General features: G+C 59.5%; 20 protein-coding genes. 14 read left to right on the top strand and 6 right to left on the bottom strand.

Annotation, left to right across the window (positions count from 1 at the left end):
* The first annotated feature begins 41 nt into the window (after positions 1 to 41).
* From LQ220_RS12260 to LQ220_RS12220, 9 genes are all read left to right on the top strand, one after another.
* Entirely contained in the window at positions 42 to 251 is a 210-nt protein-coding gene (locus tag LQ220_RS12260) for a YezD family protein (RefSeq protein WP_230188571.1), read from the top strand.
* Positions 252 to 353: 102 nt separating this feature from the next.
* Positions 354 to 2,771 carry a TonB-dependent receptor gene (locus LQ220_RS12255; protein ID WP_230188570.1) on the top strand — a complete coding sequence of 806 codons (2,418 nt, stop codon included), beginning with the start codon at positions 354 to 356 and terminating at the stop codon, positions 2,769 to 2,771.
* A gap of 87 nt (positions 2,772 to 2,858) precedes the next feature.
* A complete protein-coding gene (locus LQ220_RS12250; RefSeq protein WP_230188569.1) occupies positions 2,859 to 3,383 on the top strand; it encodes a hypothetical protein in 525 nt (174 codons plus the stop codon).
* A gap of 47 nt (positions 3,384 to 3,430) precedes the next feature.
* Complete coding sequence (panB, locus tag LQ220_RS12245) at positions 3,431 to 4,303, top strand: 3-methyl-2-oxobutanoate hydroxymethyltransferase (RefSeq protein ID WP_230188568.1); 873 nt, start codon at positions 3,431 to 3,433, stop codon at positions 4,301 to 4,303.
* Positions 4,304 to 4,378: 75 nt separating this feature from the next.
* Positions 4,379 to 5,089 carry a tetratricopeptide repeat protein gene (locus LQ220_RS12240; protein ID WP_230188628.1) on the top strand — a complete coding sequence of 237 codons (711 nt, stop codon included), beginning with the start codon at positions 4,379 to 4,381 and terminating at the stop codon, positions 5,087 to 5,089.
* Positions 5,079 to 6,407 carry a PQQ-binding-like beta-propeller repeat protein gene (locus tag LQ220_RS12235; RefSeq protein ID WP_230188567.1) on the top strand — a complete coding sequence of 443 codons (1,329 nt, stop codon included), beginning with the start codon at positions 5,079 to 5,081 and terminating at the stop codon, positions 6,405 to 6,407. Before LQ220_RS12240 ends, LQ220_RS12235 begins: the two co-directional genes overlap by 11 nt.
* Positions 6,408 to 6,514: 107 nt before the next feature.
* Positions 6,515 to 7,885, top strand: a complete 1,371-nt coding sequence (gene der, locus LQ220_RS12230; RefSeq protein WP_230188566.1) for a ribosome biogenesis GTPase Der — start codon at positions 6,515 to 6,517, stop codon at positions 7,883 to 7,885.
* An 11-nt stretch (positions 7,886 to 7,896) separates the two neighbouring features.
* Positions 7,897 to 8,121, top strand: a complete 225-nt coding sequence (locus LQ220_RS12225; RefSeq protein WP_290369038.1) for a sulfurtransferase TusA family protein — start codon at positions 7,897 to 7,899, stop codon at positions 8,119 to 8,121.
* Between the two features lie 96 nt (positions 8,122 to 8,217).
* Positions 8,218 to 8,652, top strand: coding sequence for an Hpt domain-containing protein (locus tag LQ220_RS12220; protein WP_230188565.1), 435 nt, complete (start codon positions 8,218 to 8,220; stop codon positions 8,650 to 8,652).
* A gap of 11 nt (positions 8,653 to 8,663) precedes the next feature.
* On the opposite strand, the gene bfr is transcribed toward LQ220_RS12220, so the two are convergent.
* The 4 genes from bfr to LQ220_RS12200 all read right to left on the bottom strand — a co-directional run bounded on the left by bfr (position 8,664) and on the right by LQ220_RS12200 (position 11,196).
* On the bottom strand, positions 8,664 to 9,143 hold the full coding sequence (gene bfr / locus LQ220_RS12215; RefSeq protein ID WP_230188564.1) for a bacterioferritin: 480 nt from the start codon (positions 9,141 to 9,143) through the stop codon (positions 8,664 to 8,666).
* A 103-nt stretch (positions 9,144 to 9,246) separates the two neighbouring features.
* A complete protein-coding gene (locus LQ220_RS12210) occupies positions 9,247 to 9,417 on the bottom strand; it encodes a (2Fe-2S)-binding protein (RefSeq protein ID WP_230188563.1) in 171 nt (56 codons plus the stop codon).
* Positions 9,418 to 9,478: 61 nt separating this feature from the next.
* The gene (locus tag LQ220_RS12205; protein WP_230188562.1) at positions 9,479 to 10,720 is read right to left on the bottom strand and encodes a DUF418 domain-containing protein; all 1,242 of its coding nucleotides are present in this window, start codon (positions 10,718 to 10,720) and stop codon (positions 9,479 to 9,481) included.
* 65 nt (positions 10,721 to 10,785) lie between these two features.
* Positions 10,786 to 11,196 (bottom strand): hypothetical protein, encoded by a 411-nt coding sequence (locus LQ220_RS12200; RefSeq protein WP_230188561.1) that lies wholly within the window; start codon positions 11,194 to 11,196, stop codon positions 10,786 to 10,788.
* 88 nt (positions 11,197 to 11,284) lie between these two features.
* Here LQ220_RS12200 and LQ220_RS12195 point away from each other — a divergent pair, with 88 nt between their 5' ends.
* Entirely contained in the window at positions 11,285 to 12,049 is a 765-nt protein-coding gene (locus LQ220_RS12195; protein ID WP_230188560.1) for a methyltransferase domain-containing protein, read from the top strand.
* Between the two features lie 439 nt (positions 12,050 to 12,488).
* On the top strand, positions 12,489 to 13,025 hold the full coding sequence (locus LQ220_RS12190) for a hypothetical protein (RefSeq protein WP_230188559.1): 537 nt from the start codon (positions 12,489 to 12,491) through the stop codon (positions 13,023 to 13,025).
* Between the two features lie 9 nt (positions 13,026 to 13,034).
* On the opposite strand, the gene purL is transcribed toward LQ220_RS12190, so the two are convergent.
* Positions 13,035 to 15,227 (bottom strand): phosphoribosylformylglycinamidine synthase subunit PurL, encoded by a 2,193-nt coding sequence (gene purL / locus LQ220_RS12185; protein ID WP_230188558.1) that lies wholly within the window; start codon positions 15,225 to 15,227, stop codon positions 13,035 to 13,037.
* Between the two features lie 126 nt (positions 15,228 to 15,353).
* Positions 15,354 to 15,731 carry a hypothetical protein gene (locus LQ220_RS12180; RefSeq protein ID WP_230188557.1) on the bottom strand — a complete coding sequence of 126 codons (378 nt, stop codon included), beginning with the start codon at positions 15,729 to 15,731 and terminating at the stop codon, positions 15,354 to 15,356.
* Between the two features lie 196 nt (positions 15,732 to 15,927).
* On the opposite strand from LQ220_RS12180, the gene LQ220_RS12175 reads away from it, so the two are divergent.
* Genes LQ220_RS12175 through coaD form a run of 3 tightly spaced genes read left to right on the top strand, consistent with a single transcriptional unit; the run spans position 15,928 to position 17,634 of the window.
* Complete coding sequence (locus LQ220_RS12175; RefSeq protein WP_230188556.1) at positions 15,928 to 16,185, top strand: exodeoxyribonuclease VII small subunit; 258 nt, start codon at positions 15,928 to 15,930, stop codon at positions 16,183 to 16,185.
* A gap of 25 nt (positions 16,186 to 16,210) precedes the next feature.
* The gene (locus LQ220_RS12170; protein WP_230188555.1) at positions 16,211 to 17,119 is read left to right on the top strand and encodes a polyprenyl synthetase family protein; all 909 of its coding nucleotides are present in this window, start codon (positions 16,211 to 16,213) and stop codon (positions 17,117 to 17,119) included.
* Positions 17,116 to 17,634, top strand: a complete 519-nt coding sequence (gene coaD, locus LQ220_RS12165; RefSeq protein ID WP_230188554.1) for a pantetheine-phosphate adenylyltransferase — start codon at positions 17,116 to 17,118, stop codon at positions 17,632 to 17,634. Before LQ220_RS12170 ends, coaD begins: the two co-directional genes overlap by 4 nt.
* Positions 17,635 to 17,676: the final 42 nt, after the last annotated feature.

Raw genomic sequence — 17,676 nt, 5'->3', positions numbered from 1 at the left:
ATTGTGTAAGTTGAGATATGTATGACGGCAGGAGGTGAACGATGAGCAATGACGAGCCGGAACGCTTTATCCGACCTGCGCGCCCTGCGTCAGCGACTACGGGCGAAGCAGGCCGGATCAACATCGATGCAAGCATCGCGGCGATAAAAACGGCTTTGGAATCGTTGCGGTTCGGGTCGATCACTTTGACCGTGCATGATGCGCGTGTCGTGCAACTTGATGTGACGGAAAAGACGCGCTTTTCTGCCTGATAGAGACAGGCGCTTTTCCAAGCTCTGCTAAATACGGGCTTCGACCGGACCCCCGGAGACGCCGTTATGTCCAATCCGACAACGGAATGAAGAGGGGTTTCAATGAGCATTCGTTTTCTGTTGCTCGCCACGGCGGCGAGCGCACCAATAGCCGTGCCTGCAGCATATGCGCAGGAGGAAGCAGCGCCGGTCGATCAAGCCGCGACATCCGGCGATGCTAGCAACTCCGGGATCGTCGTTACGGCCCGTCGTCGTGTCGAAACGGCGCAGGAAGTGCCTTTGGCAATTTCGGTCATCAATGGAAACAGCATAGAGGCGACGGGCAATTTCAACATCCAGAAGCTTCAGCAACTTACGCCCACGCTACAAGTCTACTCGTCTAACCCGCGCAACACGGCCGTCAACATTCGTGGCCTCGGCGTGCCATTCGGCCTGACCAGCGACGGGTTTGAGCAGGGCGTCGGCATCTATGTCGATGACGTTTACAATGCGCGGGTCGCCGCTGCGGTGTTCGACTTCCTGGATGTGGCTCAGGTCGAAGTGTTGCGCGGTCCGCAAGGCACGCTCTACGGCAAGAATACCATGGCGGGTGCCATCAACATTACGACCAATCAGCCCACCTTCGATTTCGAAGGCAGAGCCGAAGTGACGTTCGGTAATCTGAATTTCAAACAAGCCAAAGCAGCCGTCTCTGGCCCGTTGTCGGACAAGGTGGCCGCCCGCATCGCTGCGTCGACCACCTCGCGCCGCGGCACTATCTACAACGTAACGTCGGATCGCTGGGTTAACGAGCAGGACAATCTGGGCGTGCGTGGCCAGTTGCTGTTCAAGCCGAACGAGGATTTGAGCATTACCCTTGCCGGCGATTACAGCAGGCAGGATCCTGAATGCTGCGGCACTGTGTTCGTGCGCGTCGGTCGGACACAGCGTGCGCTCGCACGACAGTATGATGCATTGGCGGCGGCAGAGAACTATACCGTGGTGAGCCGTAATCCGTTCGATCGCTTGACCGACGTCAATTCGCCGTTGAGCGCAGGAAACATAATCGGCGGTGCATCGCTGAAGGTCAAATGGGACGTTGGCCCCGGTACGCTGACATCGGTAACGGCGTGGCGGTTCTGGGACTGGAAGCCGGAAAATGACCGTGATTTCACAGGGCTAGATATCGTGTCTGCATCGAACAACCCATCGCAGCAGGATCAGTATTCCCAGGAGTTGCGGTACAATTATTCCGGGCAGAAGTTTGATTTCGTGCTGGGTGCGTTCGCGTTCAATCAGCGGATCGACACGCAAGGTTTCGAGCAGCAGGGATCGGCGTCCAGCAAATGGAACCTTACTGGAGCACTGGCCAACAACCCTGCCGTTCTGCAGGGCCTGACTGCACGCAATACACAAAACCTCAAGAGCACGAGCGTCGCTTTGTTCGGTCAGTTAAGCTGGAAACTTACCGACGCCTTGACGCTTCAGCCCGGTGTCCGTCTGAACTACGATAAGAAGTCGGGCTTCTATCAGCGCGTCGTTACAACCGGGGCGGGGGCCAACTCGACGTGCCCGCAACCGGCAGGGTCCATTGGCGCGGCTCAATGCGGCATTTTCTCTCCGCAGACCAGTGCACCATCAGATAGCGACTGGAACTTCACTTACGATTTTACTGCCAGCTACAAAGTTGCCTCCGACGTTCTGGCGTACGCGACATATGCCAAGAGCTTCAAAACCTTTGGTATCAATCAGAACGGGCTGCCGACCGACGCTGCCGGCAACCCGTTGCTGTCGGAAATCAAGCCGGAATCGGTCAATCATTTCGAGGCGGGTATCAAGACGCAGCTTTGGGATCGCAAAGCCACCTTCAACCTTGCGGCGTTCCGCACCGACATCAAAAATTATCAGGCAACTGTTACCAACGGCCAGCTTGGTGTTCTGCGCGGCTATCTGGCCAATGCGGGCAAGGTCCGGTCGCAAGGCATCGAGGCCGATTTCGCGATCCGTCCGAGCGAGCGTTTCACCGCCTATGTCAACGGTGCTTACACCGATGCGAAATATGTGAAGTTCGTAGATGCCCCTTGCCCGCCCGAGCTTTCGGGCGGAACGACAGTGGCGGCAGGGCAGACCGCCAGCGCGCCGGGTACTCCGGGTGGGCTAAGCCCAGCAAACTGCGACATTTCCGGTCAGCGCTTGCCCGGCGTTTCGAAGATATCGCTGTCCTATGGCGCGGAAGCCAATGTGCCCGTCACCTTGCTGGCCAGGGAAGGCCAGGTGTACCTTGGCGTAGATGGCAATTATCGTTCGCACTTCTCGTCCAACCCGTCACCGTCCGACTACACCTGGATCAAAGGCTACGCCGTGACCAATTTCCGGCTTGGCTTCCGTGGCGGCAATCTCGACGTGTTCGGTTGGGTGCGTAACGCATCCGACGTGAACTACTTCGAACTGCTTCAGACTGCGCCTGGCAATGTTGGCTTGGTGGCTGGTCAGCCCGGCGACCCGCGCACCTACGGTCTAACTATCAAAGGCAGTTTTTGATACCTTTTCGTAACGAAGCGGGAGCCGATTGGCGGCTCCCGCGTTTCCTTCCGCAGTCGATACGATAATCGTCAGTGGAGGTCCTACATGCAGCGTTACAAAGCTTTCTTTATCCTGTTGCCATTTGTCTTGGTAACGCCGGTCCATGCACAGAATCAAAGCAAGGTAGAGCGCGCCGTAACTCAACCGTTGCGCGATACGCGGATCAAGGATGACAAGATCCCGGAGATCTTGCAACTGGCCGCCAGTGCGCCTTATTCCACCCGAAATATGCGCACATGCAAACAGATCAGTGCGGAAGTATTGAAGCTGGGTACCGCACTTGGCCCCGACGCGGATGCGCCGGAGAAGAAAAAAGGTGAAGGATCGGCATTGGCTGCTACCGCTGCTGGCGAAGTCGTCAGGTCGATCTTGCCGGGACTCGGATTGGTGCGGGTCATTACTGGCGCAGACAAACAGCAGCGCCGCGTCGAAGCGGCAGTGTATGCCGGGTCTGTCCGCCGGGCATTTCTGAAAGGGATGGGCCTGAACAAAGGCTGTGCTTTCCCGGCAGCACCCAACAAGGCGGCTCAAGCGGAAGTTCCCGAACTCTTGCCTGACAAGGACGACTAATCCTTACTTGGTTTGCGCCTGCTTTGCGGCTGGGGTAGAGCGCAGCCATGTCCACGACTTTCACCATCGATACATCGACCAGCCGCGCCAACCCCACGCCTGCGCCAATGAAACGTCTCACCGTTCCGGCGATCCGTGCGCGAAAGGCGGATGGAGTGACCGCAGAGCCTATTGTGATGCTGACGGCGTACACCGCCCGCATGGCACAATTGCTTGATCCGCACTGCGATCTTCTGCTTGTTGGAGATTCGTTGGGTCAGGTAATCTACGGCTTGCCCTCGACGGTCCCGGTCAGCCTCGACATGATGTGCGCACACGGCGCCGCTGTTGTCCGTGGCAGCTATCACTCGGTCGTGATCGTCGATATGCCGTTTGGCAGTTACGAGGCGTCCCCGGTACAGGCGTTCGAAAGTGCCGCGCGAATCCTCAAAGAAACCGGCGCGGCTGGCGTAAAGCTGGAGGGCGGGGAAGCCATGGCGGAAACGATCGCCTTCTTGTTGGCGCGGGGCATTCCTGTGTGCGCGCATGTTGGCTTAACGCCTCAAGCGGTCAATGCGCTGGGCGGCTATGGCGCGCGGGGACGCAGCGACGCGGAAGCCGCCAAAATCCTGCGCGATGCCAAAGTGGTTGCGGAAGCGGGATGTTTCACCATGGTAGTCGAAGGCGTATTGGAAGATGTCGCCGATGCGATCACAGCCGCAGTGCCTTGTCCGGTCATCGGGATAGGCGCCTCAGCCAGGTGCGATGGGCAAGTTTTGGTGACCGAGGACATGCTTGGCATGTTCGACCGTGTACCGCGGTTTGTTAAACGCTATGAAGCAATGGGCGATATGATTGCTGGTGCGGCGACGCGCTACGCCAGCGATGTCCGCGACCGGAGCTTTCCCACTGACGAACAGGTGTATCGTCCGAAAAAGTAAGTTGCGCAAAGGCAACGGATCGCTAAGGTCCGCGGCCAATTCCCCCCTGTTTTGCTGTAGTACCGGAGAGCGATGTTGGCCATTACGCCACAACCCAATGAAGCCTTTATGCGCGAAGTCGATGACGCCGTCCGACAGGATCGGATGCTGCGCTTTTGGCAGAATTATGGCCGCTGGGTCGTTGGCGCGATCGTTGCGGGTTTGATCGCATTCGCCGGTTGGCTCTATTGGGAGCATCACAGCGCCCGCAAGTCCGGTGAGACCGCCGAGGAAATGGCGAAGGTGCTTGATGTGGTGGCTGCTGGCGGTGTGCCCGATGCGGCCAAGCTGGACGCTCTGAGCAAAGCGGACCAGTCGGGTTATCGCGCAGCCGCGCAATTGGCGAAGGCGGCAGTCGCTGCAGGTAAGGGCGATACTGGGGGCGCTTTGGCCATCTATAAGGCGATGGCAGCGGACACGAGCCTTGACCAGCCTTATCGCGATCTCGCGCTGGTGCGGCAGACGTCGATTGAGTTCGACAAGATGAAGCCTGCCGATATCGTCGCGCGGATGAAGCCATTGGCGGTCGCTGGCGATCCTTGGTTCGGCAGCGCAGGTGAAATGACGGCTATTGCCTACATGAAGATGAGCAAGCCCGATCTGGCAGGGCCTATTTTTGCAGCCATGGCCAAGGACAAAACTGTGCCGCAGACGATCCGTTCACGTGCGCGACAGATGGCGGGCTTATTGGGTATCGATGCAATCGAAGCGATTGAAAATGAGGATAGCGGCAACAATGCGCAGTAAATTGATCCGGAGCGGTGCTCTGCTGGCTGGCATCGCGTTGCTGGGCGGATGTGGCATAATCGGCGGAAAGAAGGGCGGGCCGAAGACGCCGGTCGTCGGTAAGCGCACCTCGATTCTGTCCACTGAGCAAGGCGTAGAGGTCGATCCCGCACTGGCCGAAGTTGCCATCACCCTTCCCGAAGCGGTGGCGAATGACGAGTGGTCCCAGCATGGCGGCAATCCGTCGAAGGCGATGGGGCATGTTGCTTTGGGTGCATCGCCTGCGCAAGCCTGGAGCGCGACAATCAGTGGTAGCACGCCACGCGCCCGACTGGGCGCATCGCCTGTGATATCCGGCGGCAAGCTGTTCGTGATGGATGCAGAAGCGCGGGTCATCGCTATGGACGCCGGGACCGGTGCCCGTCTCTGGCAGACCGCACTGCCTGCCGAGGGCAATGGCAGATCGCTGTTCGGTGGCGGCGTCAGCGTCGTGGGCGATCGCGTCTTCGCTTCCACCGGGGTAGGCGATGTCGTGGCTCTCAATGTTGCCGACGGTTCAATCGTCTGGAAAAAGCGTCCCGGCGGTCCATTGCGCGGCGCGCCGACGCTAGCCAACGGCCATGCTTATGTCATGAGCCAGGACAATCAGATTTTCGCTCTCAACCAGAGCGATGGCGAAACGCAATGGACTGAGTCCGCTACGCTGCAAGTGACCGCCGTGTTTGGCGTAGCCGCTCCGGCCGCGGCGCAAGGCACCGTGCTGGCCGGGTATAGCTCAGGCGAACTCAATGCCTACCGTTATGAAAATGGTCGGACGCTTTGGGGAGACGCATTGTCCCGGACCAGCATTTCGACGGCTGTTGCGACGCTGACCGATATCGACGCTGATCCAGTGATCGACCGCGGACGTGTCTTTGCCATCGGGCAGGGCGGACGCATGGCTTCCTACGAACTCACCAGCGGGCAGCGTTTGTGGGAAATCAACATTGCTGGCATTTCGACGCCATGGGTCGTCGGCGAATGGGTCTTCGTCGTCACCGATGACGCCAAGCTGCTTTGCGTGGCGCGCGCAACGGGCAACATTCGCTGGATCAGTCAGCTTGATCGTTGGCGCAAGGCCAAGAAGAAGACGGGCGCGATTCGGTGGACCGGCCCCGTGCTGGCGGGCAATCGATTGATCCTGGTATCTACGCAGGGCGACATGCTGTATGTCGATCCGACCACCGGCGCGGTCCAGAAGGCGGAAGACATGGATCACTCCATGTCATTGTCGCCCGTTGTCGCTAACAATACGCTGTATATTCTTGCGGATGACGGCAAGCTGACAGCATTGCGGTAACGCCCGCTCACGCCCTATAGTTGTGGCCGTTCGGTCAGCGCCCCATGGAAGATATTCCGGCAGGCGCCGACCGAGCGGCATTTGTTTTTTAAGGAATAGAAGCGGCCATGTTGCCCACAGTAGCCATTGTCGGGCGTCCCAATGTGGGCAAGTCCACCCTTTTCAACCGTCTCGTCGGCAAGCGACTGGCGCTGGTCGATGACCGTCCCGGCGTGACGCGCGACCGGCGTGAAGGGGATGCCACGCTGGTGGGTATGGATTTCCGCGTGGTCGACACCGCAGGCTATGAAGACGAAGATCCGCACACCCTTCCGGGCCGGATGCGCCAACAGACCGAGGCCGCGGTGGCAGAAGCCGACGTAGCACTGTTCATGTTCGATGCACGCGATGGCGTAAATCCGTTGGACGAGGAAATCGGACGCTGGCTGCGCGGCGGCAATACCCCGGTCGTGCTGGTCGCAAACAAGGCCGAAGGCAAAGCAGGCGATGTCGGCGTGATCGAAAGCTATGCGCTAGGCTTCGGTGCGCCCGTCGAACTGTCTGCCGAGCATGGCCAGGGTTTGGTGGAACTGTTCGAGGCGCTGCGTCCGCATTTGGAAAAAGACGAAACCAATACACCGGACAATCCTCCTGCATTCTACGAAGACGATGAGAGCGCGCCGCTCAAGCTGGCCATTGTGGGCCGTCCCAACGCAGGCAAGTCGACGCTGATCAACCGCATATTGGGTGAGGATCGGCTGATCACGGGACCGGAAGCGGGGATCACGCGCGACAGTATTGCGGTCGATTGGACATGGACGTCTCCGGAAGGCGAGGATCGGATCGTCCGCCTGATCGACACTGCCGGTATGCGCAAGCATGCAAAGGTGCAGGACAAACTGGAAAAGTTAGCGGTGGCCGATGGCATGAATGCTGTCAATTTTGCCGAAGTCGTTGTGCTGCTACTGGACGCCACTCTGGGTTTGGAATCCCAGGATCTAAGGATCGCCGATCGCGTTTTGCAAGAGGGTCGCGCCCTTGTCATCGCAATCAACAAATGGGACGTCGCCGAACATGGCTCGTCTTTATATCAGGGCATCAAGAAGGCGCTGGAGGACGGTCTGGCGCAGGTGCGCGGCGTACCGCTGATGACGGTGTCTGCTGTCACCGGCAAGGGCATTGACGATCTGATCAAGGTCGCATTCGAAACGCGCACGGCTTGGTCGCAGCGTGTGTCTACCGGCGCGCTCAACCGCTGGTTCGAAACGGCGCTGGAAAACAATCCACCGCCCGCGCCGGGCGGTAAGCGGATCAAGCTGCGGTATATTACGCAGATCAAGACGCGCCCACCAAGCTTCGTCATCTTCGGGACGCGACTCGAAATTCTGCCGGAAAGCTATCGTCGCTATCTGGTGAATGGTATCCGACGGGAACTGGGCTTCGGCGCGGTTCCTGTTCGCCTGACTCTGCGAAGCTCCAAGAACCCGTTCGATAACTGACGCCAGTTGTTGTGAGCGACGTGCCGATTATCGATGCGCGCGGCATGCGCTGTCCGTGGCCAGCACTTAGGGCGGCACGCGCCATGCGCGATGTCTCTGCGGTCATGGTTTTGGCGGACGATCCGATAGCGCCGACCGAACTGGCAGCGTTGGCAGAGCAACAAGGTTGGGAGATAGCGCGTATAGCCGATGATCGCGCTCCAGCTTTCAGGCTGGAGAGGCCAACACGCTCTTAAACGGCTCATTTATGGCGATTTAACGCTCCATTTACCCCTCTCATATTACACATCGATTCAAGTGGGCGCATGATTGCGCCTTTGGGAGCATCGAACGTGTCACATATGGACGCCAAGCTGATCGACTTTACGGACTTTGCACAAGCGCGCGCAGAGCTTGGTACCGATTTCGTTCGGATATTGGGATATTTCAAAGAAGACGGGACTAAATCGGTCGCCGCGATCGAGGAAGCTATGCGTGCGCGCAATGCCACTGCTTTGGTTCTGCCTGCTCATACGTTGAAGGGGGAATCGCGGCAGTTTGGCGCGGAACGTCTGGGCGACATGGCCGAAGAAATCGAAATGGTGGCGCGACGTTGCGTGGAATATCACGAAAGTCCCGAAGAACTGATCGAGATCGTCGTTGCGCTGCGTGGCTGTTTCGCGGAAACGATTGCTGCTCTTGAAGCCGATTCAAATCCACTTGTGACACGCCGCCCCGGCGGGTTCGGGCGTAGGCTCGAACCTACCCAGGGGCTGACGCGTCTCTAGGCTCACTCGCGTCAGTCTTCCGCAGCTTCCGACTGAAGCTGAATGTAGTTCTGAATTCCCATGCGTTCGATCATTTCGAACTGGGTTTCCAGCGTATCGATATGCTCTTCTTCGCTTTCAAGGATGTCGGCGAATAGATCGCGCGTCACATAATCCCGGATAGACTCGCAATAGGCGATACCGTCCTTGAGGGGCGGCAATGCTTCATATTCAAGTTCGAGATCGGACTTCAAAATCTCTTCGACATTTTCGCCGACTTTGAGCCGTCCGAGAAGCTGGAAATTGGGCAGGCCGTCCAGAAACAGGATGCGCTCAGCCAATTTGTCGGCGTGCTTCATCTCGTCGATCGATTCCTCATATTCAAACTTGGCGAGCTTCTTCACGCCCCAGTGATTGAGGATGCGGTAATGCAGGAAATATTGATTGATCGCGGTCAGCTCATTCTTGAGCACGTCGTTAAGATAGTCGATGACCTTGGGGTCGCCCTTCATGGGACATGCTCCAGCTTGTTTCGCGAGCAACGACCATAATGTTAAGTCTACAGAATGTAACCTAAAAAACGGCAGAAATGCGCCGTTTTCTTACATGCGAATGTTATGCAGTCGCACGCTCTGCAGCGATAATGGTTCGCGCGAACGGTACGCACTGCCCGCATTTTGGGCGCCGACCGAACCTGGCATAAGCGCTGCAAGGCGTATCGCATCCGTCACGCGCGGCTTCCCGCAGGTCTTTTTCGCGAATCGCATTGCAGATACAAACAACCATGTGCCATCTCCTGACACCGAAGTAGCCTTCCTGCTAATAGGTCGCAATAGTAAACTAGCGCCTAATTGCGAATTCGTCGCATTTTCTGCATCTCGCCCCGTGCCAGCGATCGCCAGAGCCATTCGAAGGGGCCGAAATGGAATCGAACCAGCCACGGCTTCGACCAGAGAAGCATGAGCGCCCAGGCGCCGAATACGAACAAATACAAATGCGCGCGGTCGACATGGCCGAACAGTCCGCCGCCCCATCCGTAGAATATCGCGGTCATTAGCAAGCTGGTGCCAAGGTAGTTGCTGAACGCCATGCGCCCGGCCGCAGCTATGCGCAGGATCAGAGGATTATCCGGTGCGCGCAATATCCACGTCATGAACAGCGCCGCGTAACCGACCGTCAGCGGTATGCGGAATGGAAAGGACCAGCTCAGGAATACGCCGAAGGCCACAAGCGGATCATAGCCGGACACAATAACCCAAATCGCCATTGCAGCGGTGGGGGGCAGGCCGATGAGAAAACAGTGGCGGGCGGTGCGGCTATACTGGTCGATGGGCCACTGCCCGTTGAGGAAGCCGCCCTTGAGCATCGCCATGCCAAGCAGCATGAAGCCGAGCGTGTCGAACGTGAAGTATATGAGCAGGGTTGTTTTGTCCGGCAGTGCTTTCAGGGAAGCGGCGAAGATCGTACCATAATCGGAGCGGTAGAGCGCGACCTCCTGCGCGATGGCTGGCGTTCGGGGTCTGCCGAAGCTGTCGATCATCTGGCCGAAGCCTTGCACAACCTGTGCGGATGCGCCCGGTTCTGCGGCGGCGTGGCCAAAGGCGTAGGCGCTGACGATGAACGTCACGAGGATCACGAAATGCACGAGAAACGCGCCAAATGCCCATTTGACGAGGCTCAGGGGTGGGCGTCCGATAAACAGCAGTGCGATCAGGCTGACGATCGCATAGATCATCAATATGTCGCCCCACCACAGCAGCAAATAATGCGCGAGGCCGAAAGCGAACAGCCACGCTGCACGCACAATATGGACGCGCCGCCCGTCGCGCCCGCTGATTTCGGCGCGTTCGATGATGAGGAGCATGGATGCGCCGAAAAGGAGCGAGAACAGCCCCCGCATCTTGCCGTCGAACAGCACGAAGGCGGTGAACCATGCCGCAATGTTGGGAAAGTCCGTGCCGCCCCAGACCGCCGGATTGATATAGGCGGCCTCAGGCATGGAAAAGCCGATGATGTTCAGCATCAATATGCCCATCACGGCAAAACCGCGCAGGGCATCGAGGGGGAGAATGCGGGTGTCGGGAAGCATGCGGCCGCTCTTATCCTTTTTCGGTGCTGGGTCCACCGTCACAAACTGGGCTACGGAAAGTGACCTTAGCGCTTATCCTTGCGGATCATGAGCTTGAGGCCCGACCATGTGGTATCGACGGCGCAAACCTTTACGTCAACGAGGTCTGTGTTAGGAAGGATGACCGCACGAATTATATCCTCTGTTATGTCGGTTGGCACCTTCGATGCCTTTTTGGGCCAACTGATCCATAGGAAGCCGGCGGGGGCGAGCAGGGGACGAAGAGTGGCAATGCGCGCTTCCATGGCCTGCCGTTCGGTCACGAAAATATGAGCGGCGTCGAGCGGCGCTTCCGGGACAGAGCACTCATGCAGGGTGAGGGCGGCATCGACAATTTCTGCACGCACACTCTCGGGCAGGGCATCGAACCAGACCCGCATGCCCGACTTGAGCGAAAGTTTCTTTGCCAGTGGCGTGCCGGAATATCCTGCCGTCATCTATGCCCCCCGATGCAATATGATCCGATACTCATAGCGAGAGCGCGAGACGGTGGAAATCCGCCGACGGTTCTGCAAGAGGGTAGGCATGGCGGATGAGCGGAAGGACAAGATAGCGGCAGCGTTCGGCGCAGCGGCGGCGGGCTATGACGACCATGCCGATGTGCAGCGGATCGCGGCAAGGACGGTGGCCGATTTGGCGTCCCTGCTTTCCCTGCCCGATGCGCCGCAGATCCTGGAGATTGGTTGCGGCACGGGTTTGCTGACGCGGGAGATTGGCGGGCGCTGGCCTAGCGCCAAGCTGGTCGCGACCGATCTGGCAGCGGACATGGTGGCGCGGGCGGCGGATGGGGCGATGATCGCGGGAACGTTCCTGCCGATGGACGGCGAGTCGCCATGGTTCGACGGCCCGCATTTCGACCTCATCCTGTCGAGCCTTGCCTTTCAGTGGTTCGACGATTTGCCGCTGGCCGTGGCGCGGCTGAATGGATTGCTGCGGCCGGGCGGAAGCCTGATCTTCTCCACCATGGGGGAGCAGAGCTTTGCGCGTTGGCGCGCTGCGCATGCGGCGTGCGGGGTTGCGGCTGGAGTGGCGGACTATCCGTCGCTGGCGGCGTTGCAGTCCATGCTGGCGGCGTATCCCGATGCCTTTGCGTTCGACGAGGAGTATCCCGTTGAATGGGACAGCGCGCGGGGGTTGATGACGCACCTTAAGGGCATCGGTGCGAGCGTGCCGACGCCGGGCCGCGCGCCGCTGGGCGCGCGGGCTTTGCGGCGCGTGATGGCGATATTCGACGCAGAGGGCGCGCGCGACGATTATCATGTGCTGTTCGCGCGGGTGACGCGGATTTAATCCGTAACTTCTCTAACATCGCGCGTGTGGGGGATGGGAGGGGACGTTAAAAACGCCGGGGTTTCAAAGAGCCGACGCGAATGTAGCAGCGGGGCGGGGATGTAGGACAGGGCAAAATGCGCCGTTCGCTTGATCTGTAAGCAAAAGAGATAATTGACAATTTGTCGCTATATCACTGTGCCGAGCTAAGAAGCGAAACGATAGGTTAATGGCGGGATGGTTGCTAAATTGATCGGACAATCATTCGCGCCACGCCGCCGTGCCCTTTTGCAAGGCGGTTGCCTGCTTCTATTGCCATTTCTGTCAAACTGTTCGATCCTCGAACGAGAAGATTGCATCCGTTACCGCATCACATTGTACATCGAAACGCCGCAAGGCCTAGTGTCCGGATCATCGGTATGGGAAGCGCGTTTGCGGGATGCTTGGCTGTCTTCCGCTCATGGAACGGTTCGATGGGGATATTCGGGGGGAGGCCGTTGCCATTGACCTGCCGGGCGGTACGCTTTTCGCGCTCATGGAAACGCTCAACTCTGGTGAGTTGCCATTCTTCATCATGCGCAATCGCTTGATTACTGAATATGGTCAGCATTCGAGTTGGCATGAAACATGGAAGCTGGCGTGGCCGACGTGGAAGAGAGAGAAGTTACATTTCGAACTGCCTGAAGACGACTATCCGTTGCTTGTGCGTTTTCGAGACATTCGTAATCCCGACACCGTTGAAAGCGTCGATCCATACGATCTAGCCGCCAGCTTCGGTCGCGGCGTAACGCTCAAACGTATCACCATTCAGATTACCGACGATCCGATTGCGACGGGTATATGGCGTCGTTTCCCTTGGTGGCAAAATTATCGTGAGCGTAATCTCGATGGTAGCGATTCAAGTGTGACCGACATGGTGACCAAGGATATTTCAGCCCGCCTGTCCTGGGGTTCGTTCAGCACCGAGTTCAGAAAAATGCACCCGGATAAGTCTTAATCAATCTGTTCAGCCGTCCATCAGGGCGGGGAAGAAGCCTTCATGCGCATCCCGCAGGTCGGCGATGGCGATGCTCTTGCCGTGGAGCACGAGGGCGTCGCCGCCGGTGGTGCCGATGCGGGTCATGGGGATGCCTGCGGCCTGGATGCTGTCCGCCACGCTGCTGGTGACGACATAGCGCGCCTGATCTTCGCCGAATGCCGTGAAGTGGTCGCCGATTTCTTCCAGTGTCGCGCCGATGTTGCCGGCCATCGCCATTTCGGCCACGGCAACGAGCAGGCCGCCGTCGGACACGTCATGCACGGCGCTGACCTTGCCATCCGCGACGAGGGTGCGGATGAATGCGGCGTGGGCCTTTTCCTTGGCGAGATCGACGGGCGGGGGCGGGCCGTCTTCGCGGCCATGCACTTCGCGCAGCCAGAGCGACTGGCCAAGATGGCCGTTATTGTCGCCGATGACGAAGATCGCTTCGCCTTCCGCCTTGAACGCTACGGTCGCCATCGTGTCGATGTCTTCCAGCACGCCGACGCCGCCAATGGCGGGGGTCGGCAGGATCGCGCTGCCGCCGCCGGTGGCCTTGCTTTCGTTGTAGAGCGAGACGTTGCCGCTCACGACCGGGAAGTCGAGCGCGCGGCAGGCTTCGCCCATGCCGTCAAGGCAGCCCACGAGTTGGCCCATGATTTCGGGGCGCTGCGGGTTGGCGAAGTTGAGGCAGTTGGTGACTGCGAGCGGCAGCGCGCCGACCGCGCTGATGTTGCGGTAGCATTCGGCAATCGCCTGCTTGCCGCCCTCGAATGGGTCGGCGTAGCAATAGCGCGGGGTGCAATCGGTGCTGATCGCCAGCGCGCGATTGGTGCCGTGGATGCGGACGACGGCGGCGTCGCCACCGGGGCGCTGCAGGGTATCCGCACCGACCATGTGGTCATATTGTTCCCAGATCCAGCGGCGGCTGGCGATGTCGGGGCTGCCCATCAGGGTGACGAGGTCCGCAGCGATGTCGGTGCTGGCGGGAATGTCGGTCAGCGGTGCGCGCTTGGGCGTCGGCACATGCGGGCGGTCGTACAGCGGCGCGTCGTCGGCCAGCGGGGCGAGCGGGATGTCGCACACGGTTTCGCCATGATGGGTGAGGACCATGCGACCCGTGTCGGTGACTTCGCCGATGACCGCGAAATCCAGTTCCCATTTGTGGAAGATCGCTTCGGCAAAGGCTTCCTTGCCGGGTTTCAGGACCATGAGCATCCGTTCCTGCGATTCGGACAGCATCATTTCATAAGCCGACATGCCGGTTTCGCGCTGCGGCACCATGTCCATGTTGAGGAGGAGGCCGACGCCGCCCTTGCTTGCCATTTCGACCGAGGAGGAGGTGAGGCCCGCGGCGCCCATATCCTGAATGGCGACGATGGCGTCCGACGCCATGAGTTCGAGGCAGGCTTCGATCAGCAGCTTTTCCGTGAAGGGATCGCCGACCTGCACAGTGGGGCGCTTTGCGTCCGAGTCTTCGCCGAAGTCGGCGCTGGCCATGGTTGCACCGTGGATACCGTCGCGGCCGGTCTTTGAGCCGACATAGACGATGGGATTGCCGACGCCGGAGGCCGCGGAATAGAAAATCTTGTCCTGCTCGGCGATGCCGACGGTCATCGCGTTGACCAGGATATTGCCGTCATAGGCCGCATGGAAATTGACTTCGCCGCCCACGGTCGGAACGCCGACGCAATTGCCATAGCCGCCGATGCCGCGCACCACGCCGCTGATGAGGTGGCGCATCCGGGGATGATCCGGGCGACCGAAGCGCAGCGCGTTCATGTTCGCGACCGGGCGCGCGCCCATGGTGAACACGTCGCGCAGGATGCCGCCTACGCCTGTTGCCGCGCCCTGATAGGGTTCGATGTAGGACGGGTGATTGTGGCTCTCCATCTTGAAGATGGCGGCGAGTTTCGTGCCGTTCGGCCCTGCGCCGATGTCGATGACGCCTGCATTCTCGCCGGGACCGCAGATGACCCAGGGGGCAGTCGTTGGCAGATTCTTCAGGTGGATGCGGCTGGATTTATAGCTGCAATGTTCCGACCACATGACCGAGAATATGCCGAGTTCGGTAATGTTCGGCTCCCGCCCCAGAGCGTTCAGGACGCGGGCATATTCCTCTTCGTTGAAGCCATGCTCGGCGACGATTTCGGGGGTGATGGCGGGTGCGGTGCTGGACATGTGCGCGCGTTTAGCGGGGCGTGGGGATTTGGGCAACCTTCACGGCAGGCGCCATGATTGTCGCGCAAAGAAAAAGGCCGGAGGCTTTCGCGTCCGGCCCTGATGGGTTGAGAAGGAGGAAGGGACTTAGCCCTTGCAGCTTTGTGCGCTCTTGCCGGGAACGGTGATCGTTACAGGGCTTCCCAGACCGCTGACTTCATAGCCATCGGCCTTCAGAGCGCCACCGGCTTCGGCAGCCGTCAGCTTGGTGGGCGTGCCGTTCTTTTCGGTGCGCAGGTTGGCCGTCTTGTCGTCGGACAGGAAGTCGACGAAAATCAGGCTGTTGTCCTTGCAACGATACTGCTTGCTGGCCTTCACGGCAGGCGGCAATTCGACAGGCGCAGCGTTGGCGATCTGTTCAGCCATCGGGTCGGCGGGGCCGCCCACGACTTCAGGTTCGGACTTGCTGCACGCGGAAAGCGAGATCAGGGCAGCGACGGCGAGGAGGGGGATATGATGTTTCATGACGGAACCTCGTATGTGCGGTTGCAGCATAGTGCGTCAACGGAAAAATGGTATTTTTGACCTTATCTATATTGCGGCGCGGCTTGACCTTTTCGTTACACTTGGGTGGCGTATCTCGATCATTCGTCATGACGGCTGTCTGCGCGATTAACGGGCGGGGTTGACCATAGGCTCGGCCCCCGCCAATGCTTCTGTCATGGAGACCAACACCATAGAGAGCGAAGGCGTTGCCGCCTTGTCCTTCGAAGATGCGTTGCGCGAGCTGGAAGGCATCGTACGCAAGCTGGAAAGCGGTGACGCGCCGCTGGAGGAATCGATCACGCTCTATACGCGGGGCGAAGCGTTGAGGGCCCAGTGCACCAGGCGGCTGGCCGATGCCGAGGCGAAGATTCAGAAGCTGACGCTCAATCCGGCAGGCGACGCGATCGGGGCGCAGCCCTTCGACGCCAATTGAACGCTGAGTTTTGGGGGAAGTCGGCATGAGCGCATCTGTGGCAAAGAGCGATCTGCTGAACGCTGCGGTGCGGGAAGTCGGCATCGCCATCGACAAGGCGTTCGATTCCCTGCTGCCGGTGCCCGACGATGCGCGTGCGCGCCTGTATGAAGCGATGCGCCATGCGGCCATTGGCGGCGGCAAGCGGATGCGGCCGATGCTGGTTAAGGCGACAGCAGACCTGTTCAACGTGGCGGCCGAATCGGCGGTGCGTGTGGGCTTGGCGGTCGAGTGCATCCACGTCTATTCGCTGGTGCACGACGATCTGCCGGCGATGGACAATGACGATCTGCGCCGCGGCAAGCCGACCGTCCACAAGGCATTCGACGAGGCGACGGCGATCCTGGCCGGGGATTGCCTGCACGATCTAGCGTTCGAAGTGCTGATCGATCCGCGCACCCATGCCGATCCGTTCGTGCGGTGCGAACTGGTTCGGGCGCTGGCGGTGTCCAGCGGTCCGGCCGGAATGGCGGGCGGTCAGATGATGGATCTGGAGGCGGAGAAATCCGGCTTCGATCTGCCGACGGTCACGCGGTTACAACAACTAAAGACTGGTGCGCTCATCGGCTTTTGTGTCGAGGCGGGGGCAATTCTGGGCCGGATCCCGCCAGAGGGTCGCACGAGCCTGCATGGCTATGCGCGCGATATCGGGCTGGCGTTCCAGATTGCGGACGACCTTCTGGACGTGGAAGGCGATGCCCATCTGGCGGGCAAGGCATTGGGCAAGGATGCGGCAGCGGGCAAGGAAACCTTCGTCTCGCTGCTGGGTGTCGAGCGTGCGCGCGAACAGGCGCGGATGCTGGTGGATCAGGCGAAGGCGCATTTGCATGGGTTCGGCGCGGAAGCCGACCTGTTGCGTGCGATTGCGGACTATGTAGTGGAGCGTGACCGATGAGCGAGAGACTGAAACCGCGCGTGGGCGTCTATCCCGGCACGTTCGATCCCGTGACGCTGGGGCATATGGATATCATCCGGCGTGGCGCGAAGCTAGTCGACCGGCTGGTGATCGGCGTGACGACCAATCCGAGCAAATCTCCGATGTTCACGCTGGATGAGCGGATGCAGATGGTGAAGCGTGAATGCGCCGACATCGACACCGAAATCCATGTGGTGGCGTTCGACGCGCTGTTAATGACCTTTGCCGAGCGGGAAGGGGCCAGCATGATCATTCGCGGCCTGCGCGCGGTCGCGGATTTCGAATATGAGTATCAGATGGCGGGCATGAACCAGCAGATCAATGCCGGCATCGAGACCGTATTCCTGATGGCCGACGTGTCGCTGCAGCCGATTGCAAGCCGTCTGGTCAAAGAAATCGCGCTGTTCGGCGGACCCATCCACAAATTCGTAAGTCCCAAGGTTTGCGAGGAAGTGGCAGAGCGCGTAGAGCGCATCGGGCGAAAGGGCACATGAGGCGACCGCTCATGGTCCATTCATAGTATTTTTCTTATCCGC

The organism is Sphingobium sp. CECT 9361, assembly GCF_918741285.1.
GTDB lineage: Bacteria > Pseudomonadota > Alphaproteobacteria > Sphingomonadales > Sphingomonadaceae > Sphingobium.
This window is presented reverse-complemented; position numbering and strand designations above follow the sequence as displayed.

Coding starts and splice junctions, on each gene's coding strand:
- LQ220_RS12260 (WP_230188571.1), top strand. CDS start 42: ATGAGCAATGACGAGCCGGAACGCTTTATCCGACCTGCGCGCCCTGCG.
- LQ220_RS12255 (WP_230188570.1), top strand. CDS start 354: ATGAGCATTCGTTTTCTGTTGCTCGCCACGGCGGCGAGCGCACCAATA.
- LQ220_RS12250 (WP_230188569.1), top strand. CDS start 2,859: ATGCAGCGTTACAAAGCTTTCTTTATCCTGTTGCCATTTGTCTTGGTA.
- panB (WP_230188568.1), top strand. CDS start 3,431: ATGTCCACGACTTTCACCATCGATACATCGACCAGCCGCGCCAACCCC.
- LQ220_RS12235 (WP_230188567.1), top strand. CDS start 5,079: ATGCGCAGTAAATTGATCCGGAGCGGTGCTCTGCTGGCTGGCATCGCG.
- der (WP_230188566.1), top strand. CDS start 6,515: ATGTTGCCCACAGTAGCCATTGTCGGGCGTCCCAATGTGGGCAAGTCC.
- bfr (WP_230188564.1), bottom strand. CDS start 9,143: ATGAAGGGCGACCCCAAGGTCATCGACTATCTTAACGACGTGCTCAAG.
- LQ220_RS12210 (WP_230188563.1), bottom strand. CDS start 9,417: ATGGTTGTTTGTATCTGCAATGCGATTCGCGAAAAAGACCTGCGGGAA.
- LQ220_RS12205 (WP_230188562.1), bottom strand. CDS start 10,720: ATGCTTCCCGACACCCGCATTCTCCCCCTCGATGCCCTGCGCGGTTTT.
- LQ220_RS12200 (WP_230188561.1), bottom strand. CDS start 11,196: ATGACGGCAGGATATTCCGGCACGCCACTGGCAAAGAAACTTTCGCTC.
- LQ220_RS12195 (WP_230188560.1), top strand. CDS start 11,285: ATGGCGGATGAGCGGAAGGACAAGATAGCGGCAGCGTTCGGCGCAGCG.
- LQ220_RS12190 (WP_230188559.1), top strand. CDS start 12,489: ATGGAACGGTTCGATGGGGATATTCGGGGGGAGGCCGTTGCCATTGAC.
- purL (WP_230188558.1), bottom strand. CDS start 15,227: ATGTCCAGCACCGCACCCGCCATCACCCCCGAAATCGTCGCCGAGCAT.
- LQ220_RS12180 (WP_230188557.1), bottom strand. CDS start 15,731: ATGAAACATCATATCCCCCTCCTCGCCGTCGCTGCCCTGATCTCGCTT.
- LQ220_RS12175 (WP_230188556.1), top strand. CDS start 15,928: ATGGAGACCAACACCATAGAGAGCGAAGGCGTTGCCGCCTTGTCCTTC.
- LQ220_RS12170 (WP_230188555.1), top strand. CDS start 16,211: ATGAGCGCATCTGTGGCAAAGAGCGATCTGCTGAACGCTGCGGTGCGG.
- coaD (WP_230188554.1), top strand. CDS start 17,116: ATGAGCGAGAGACTGAAACCGCGCGTGGGCGTCTATCCCGGCACGTTC.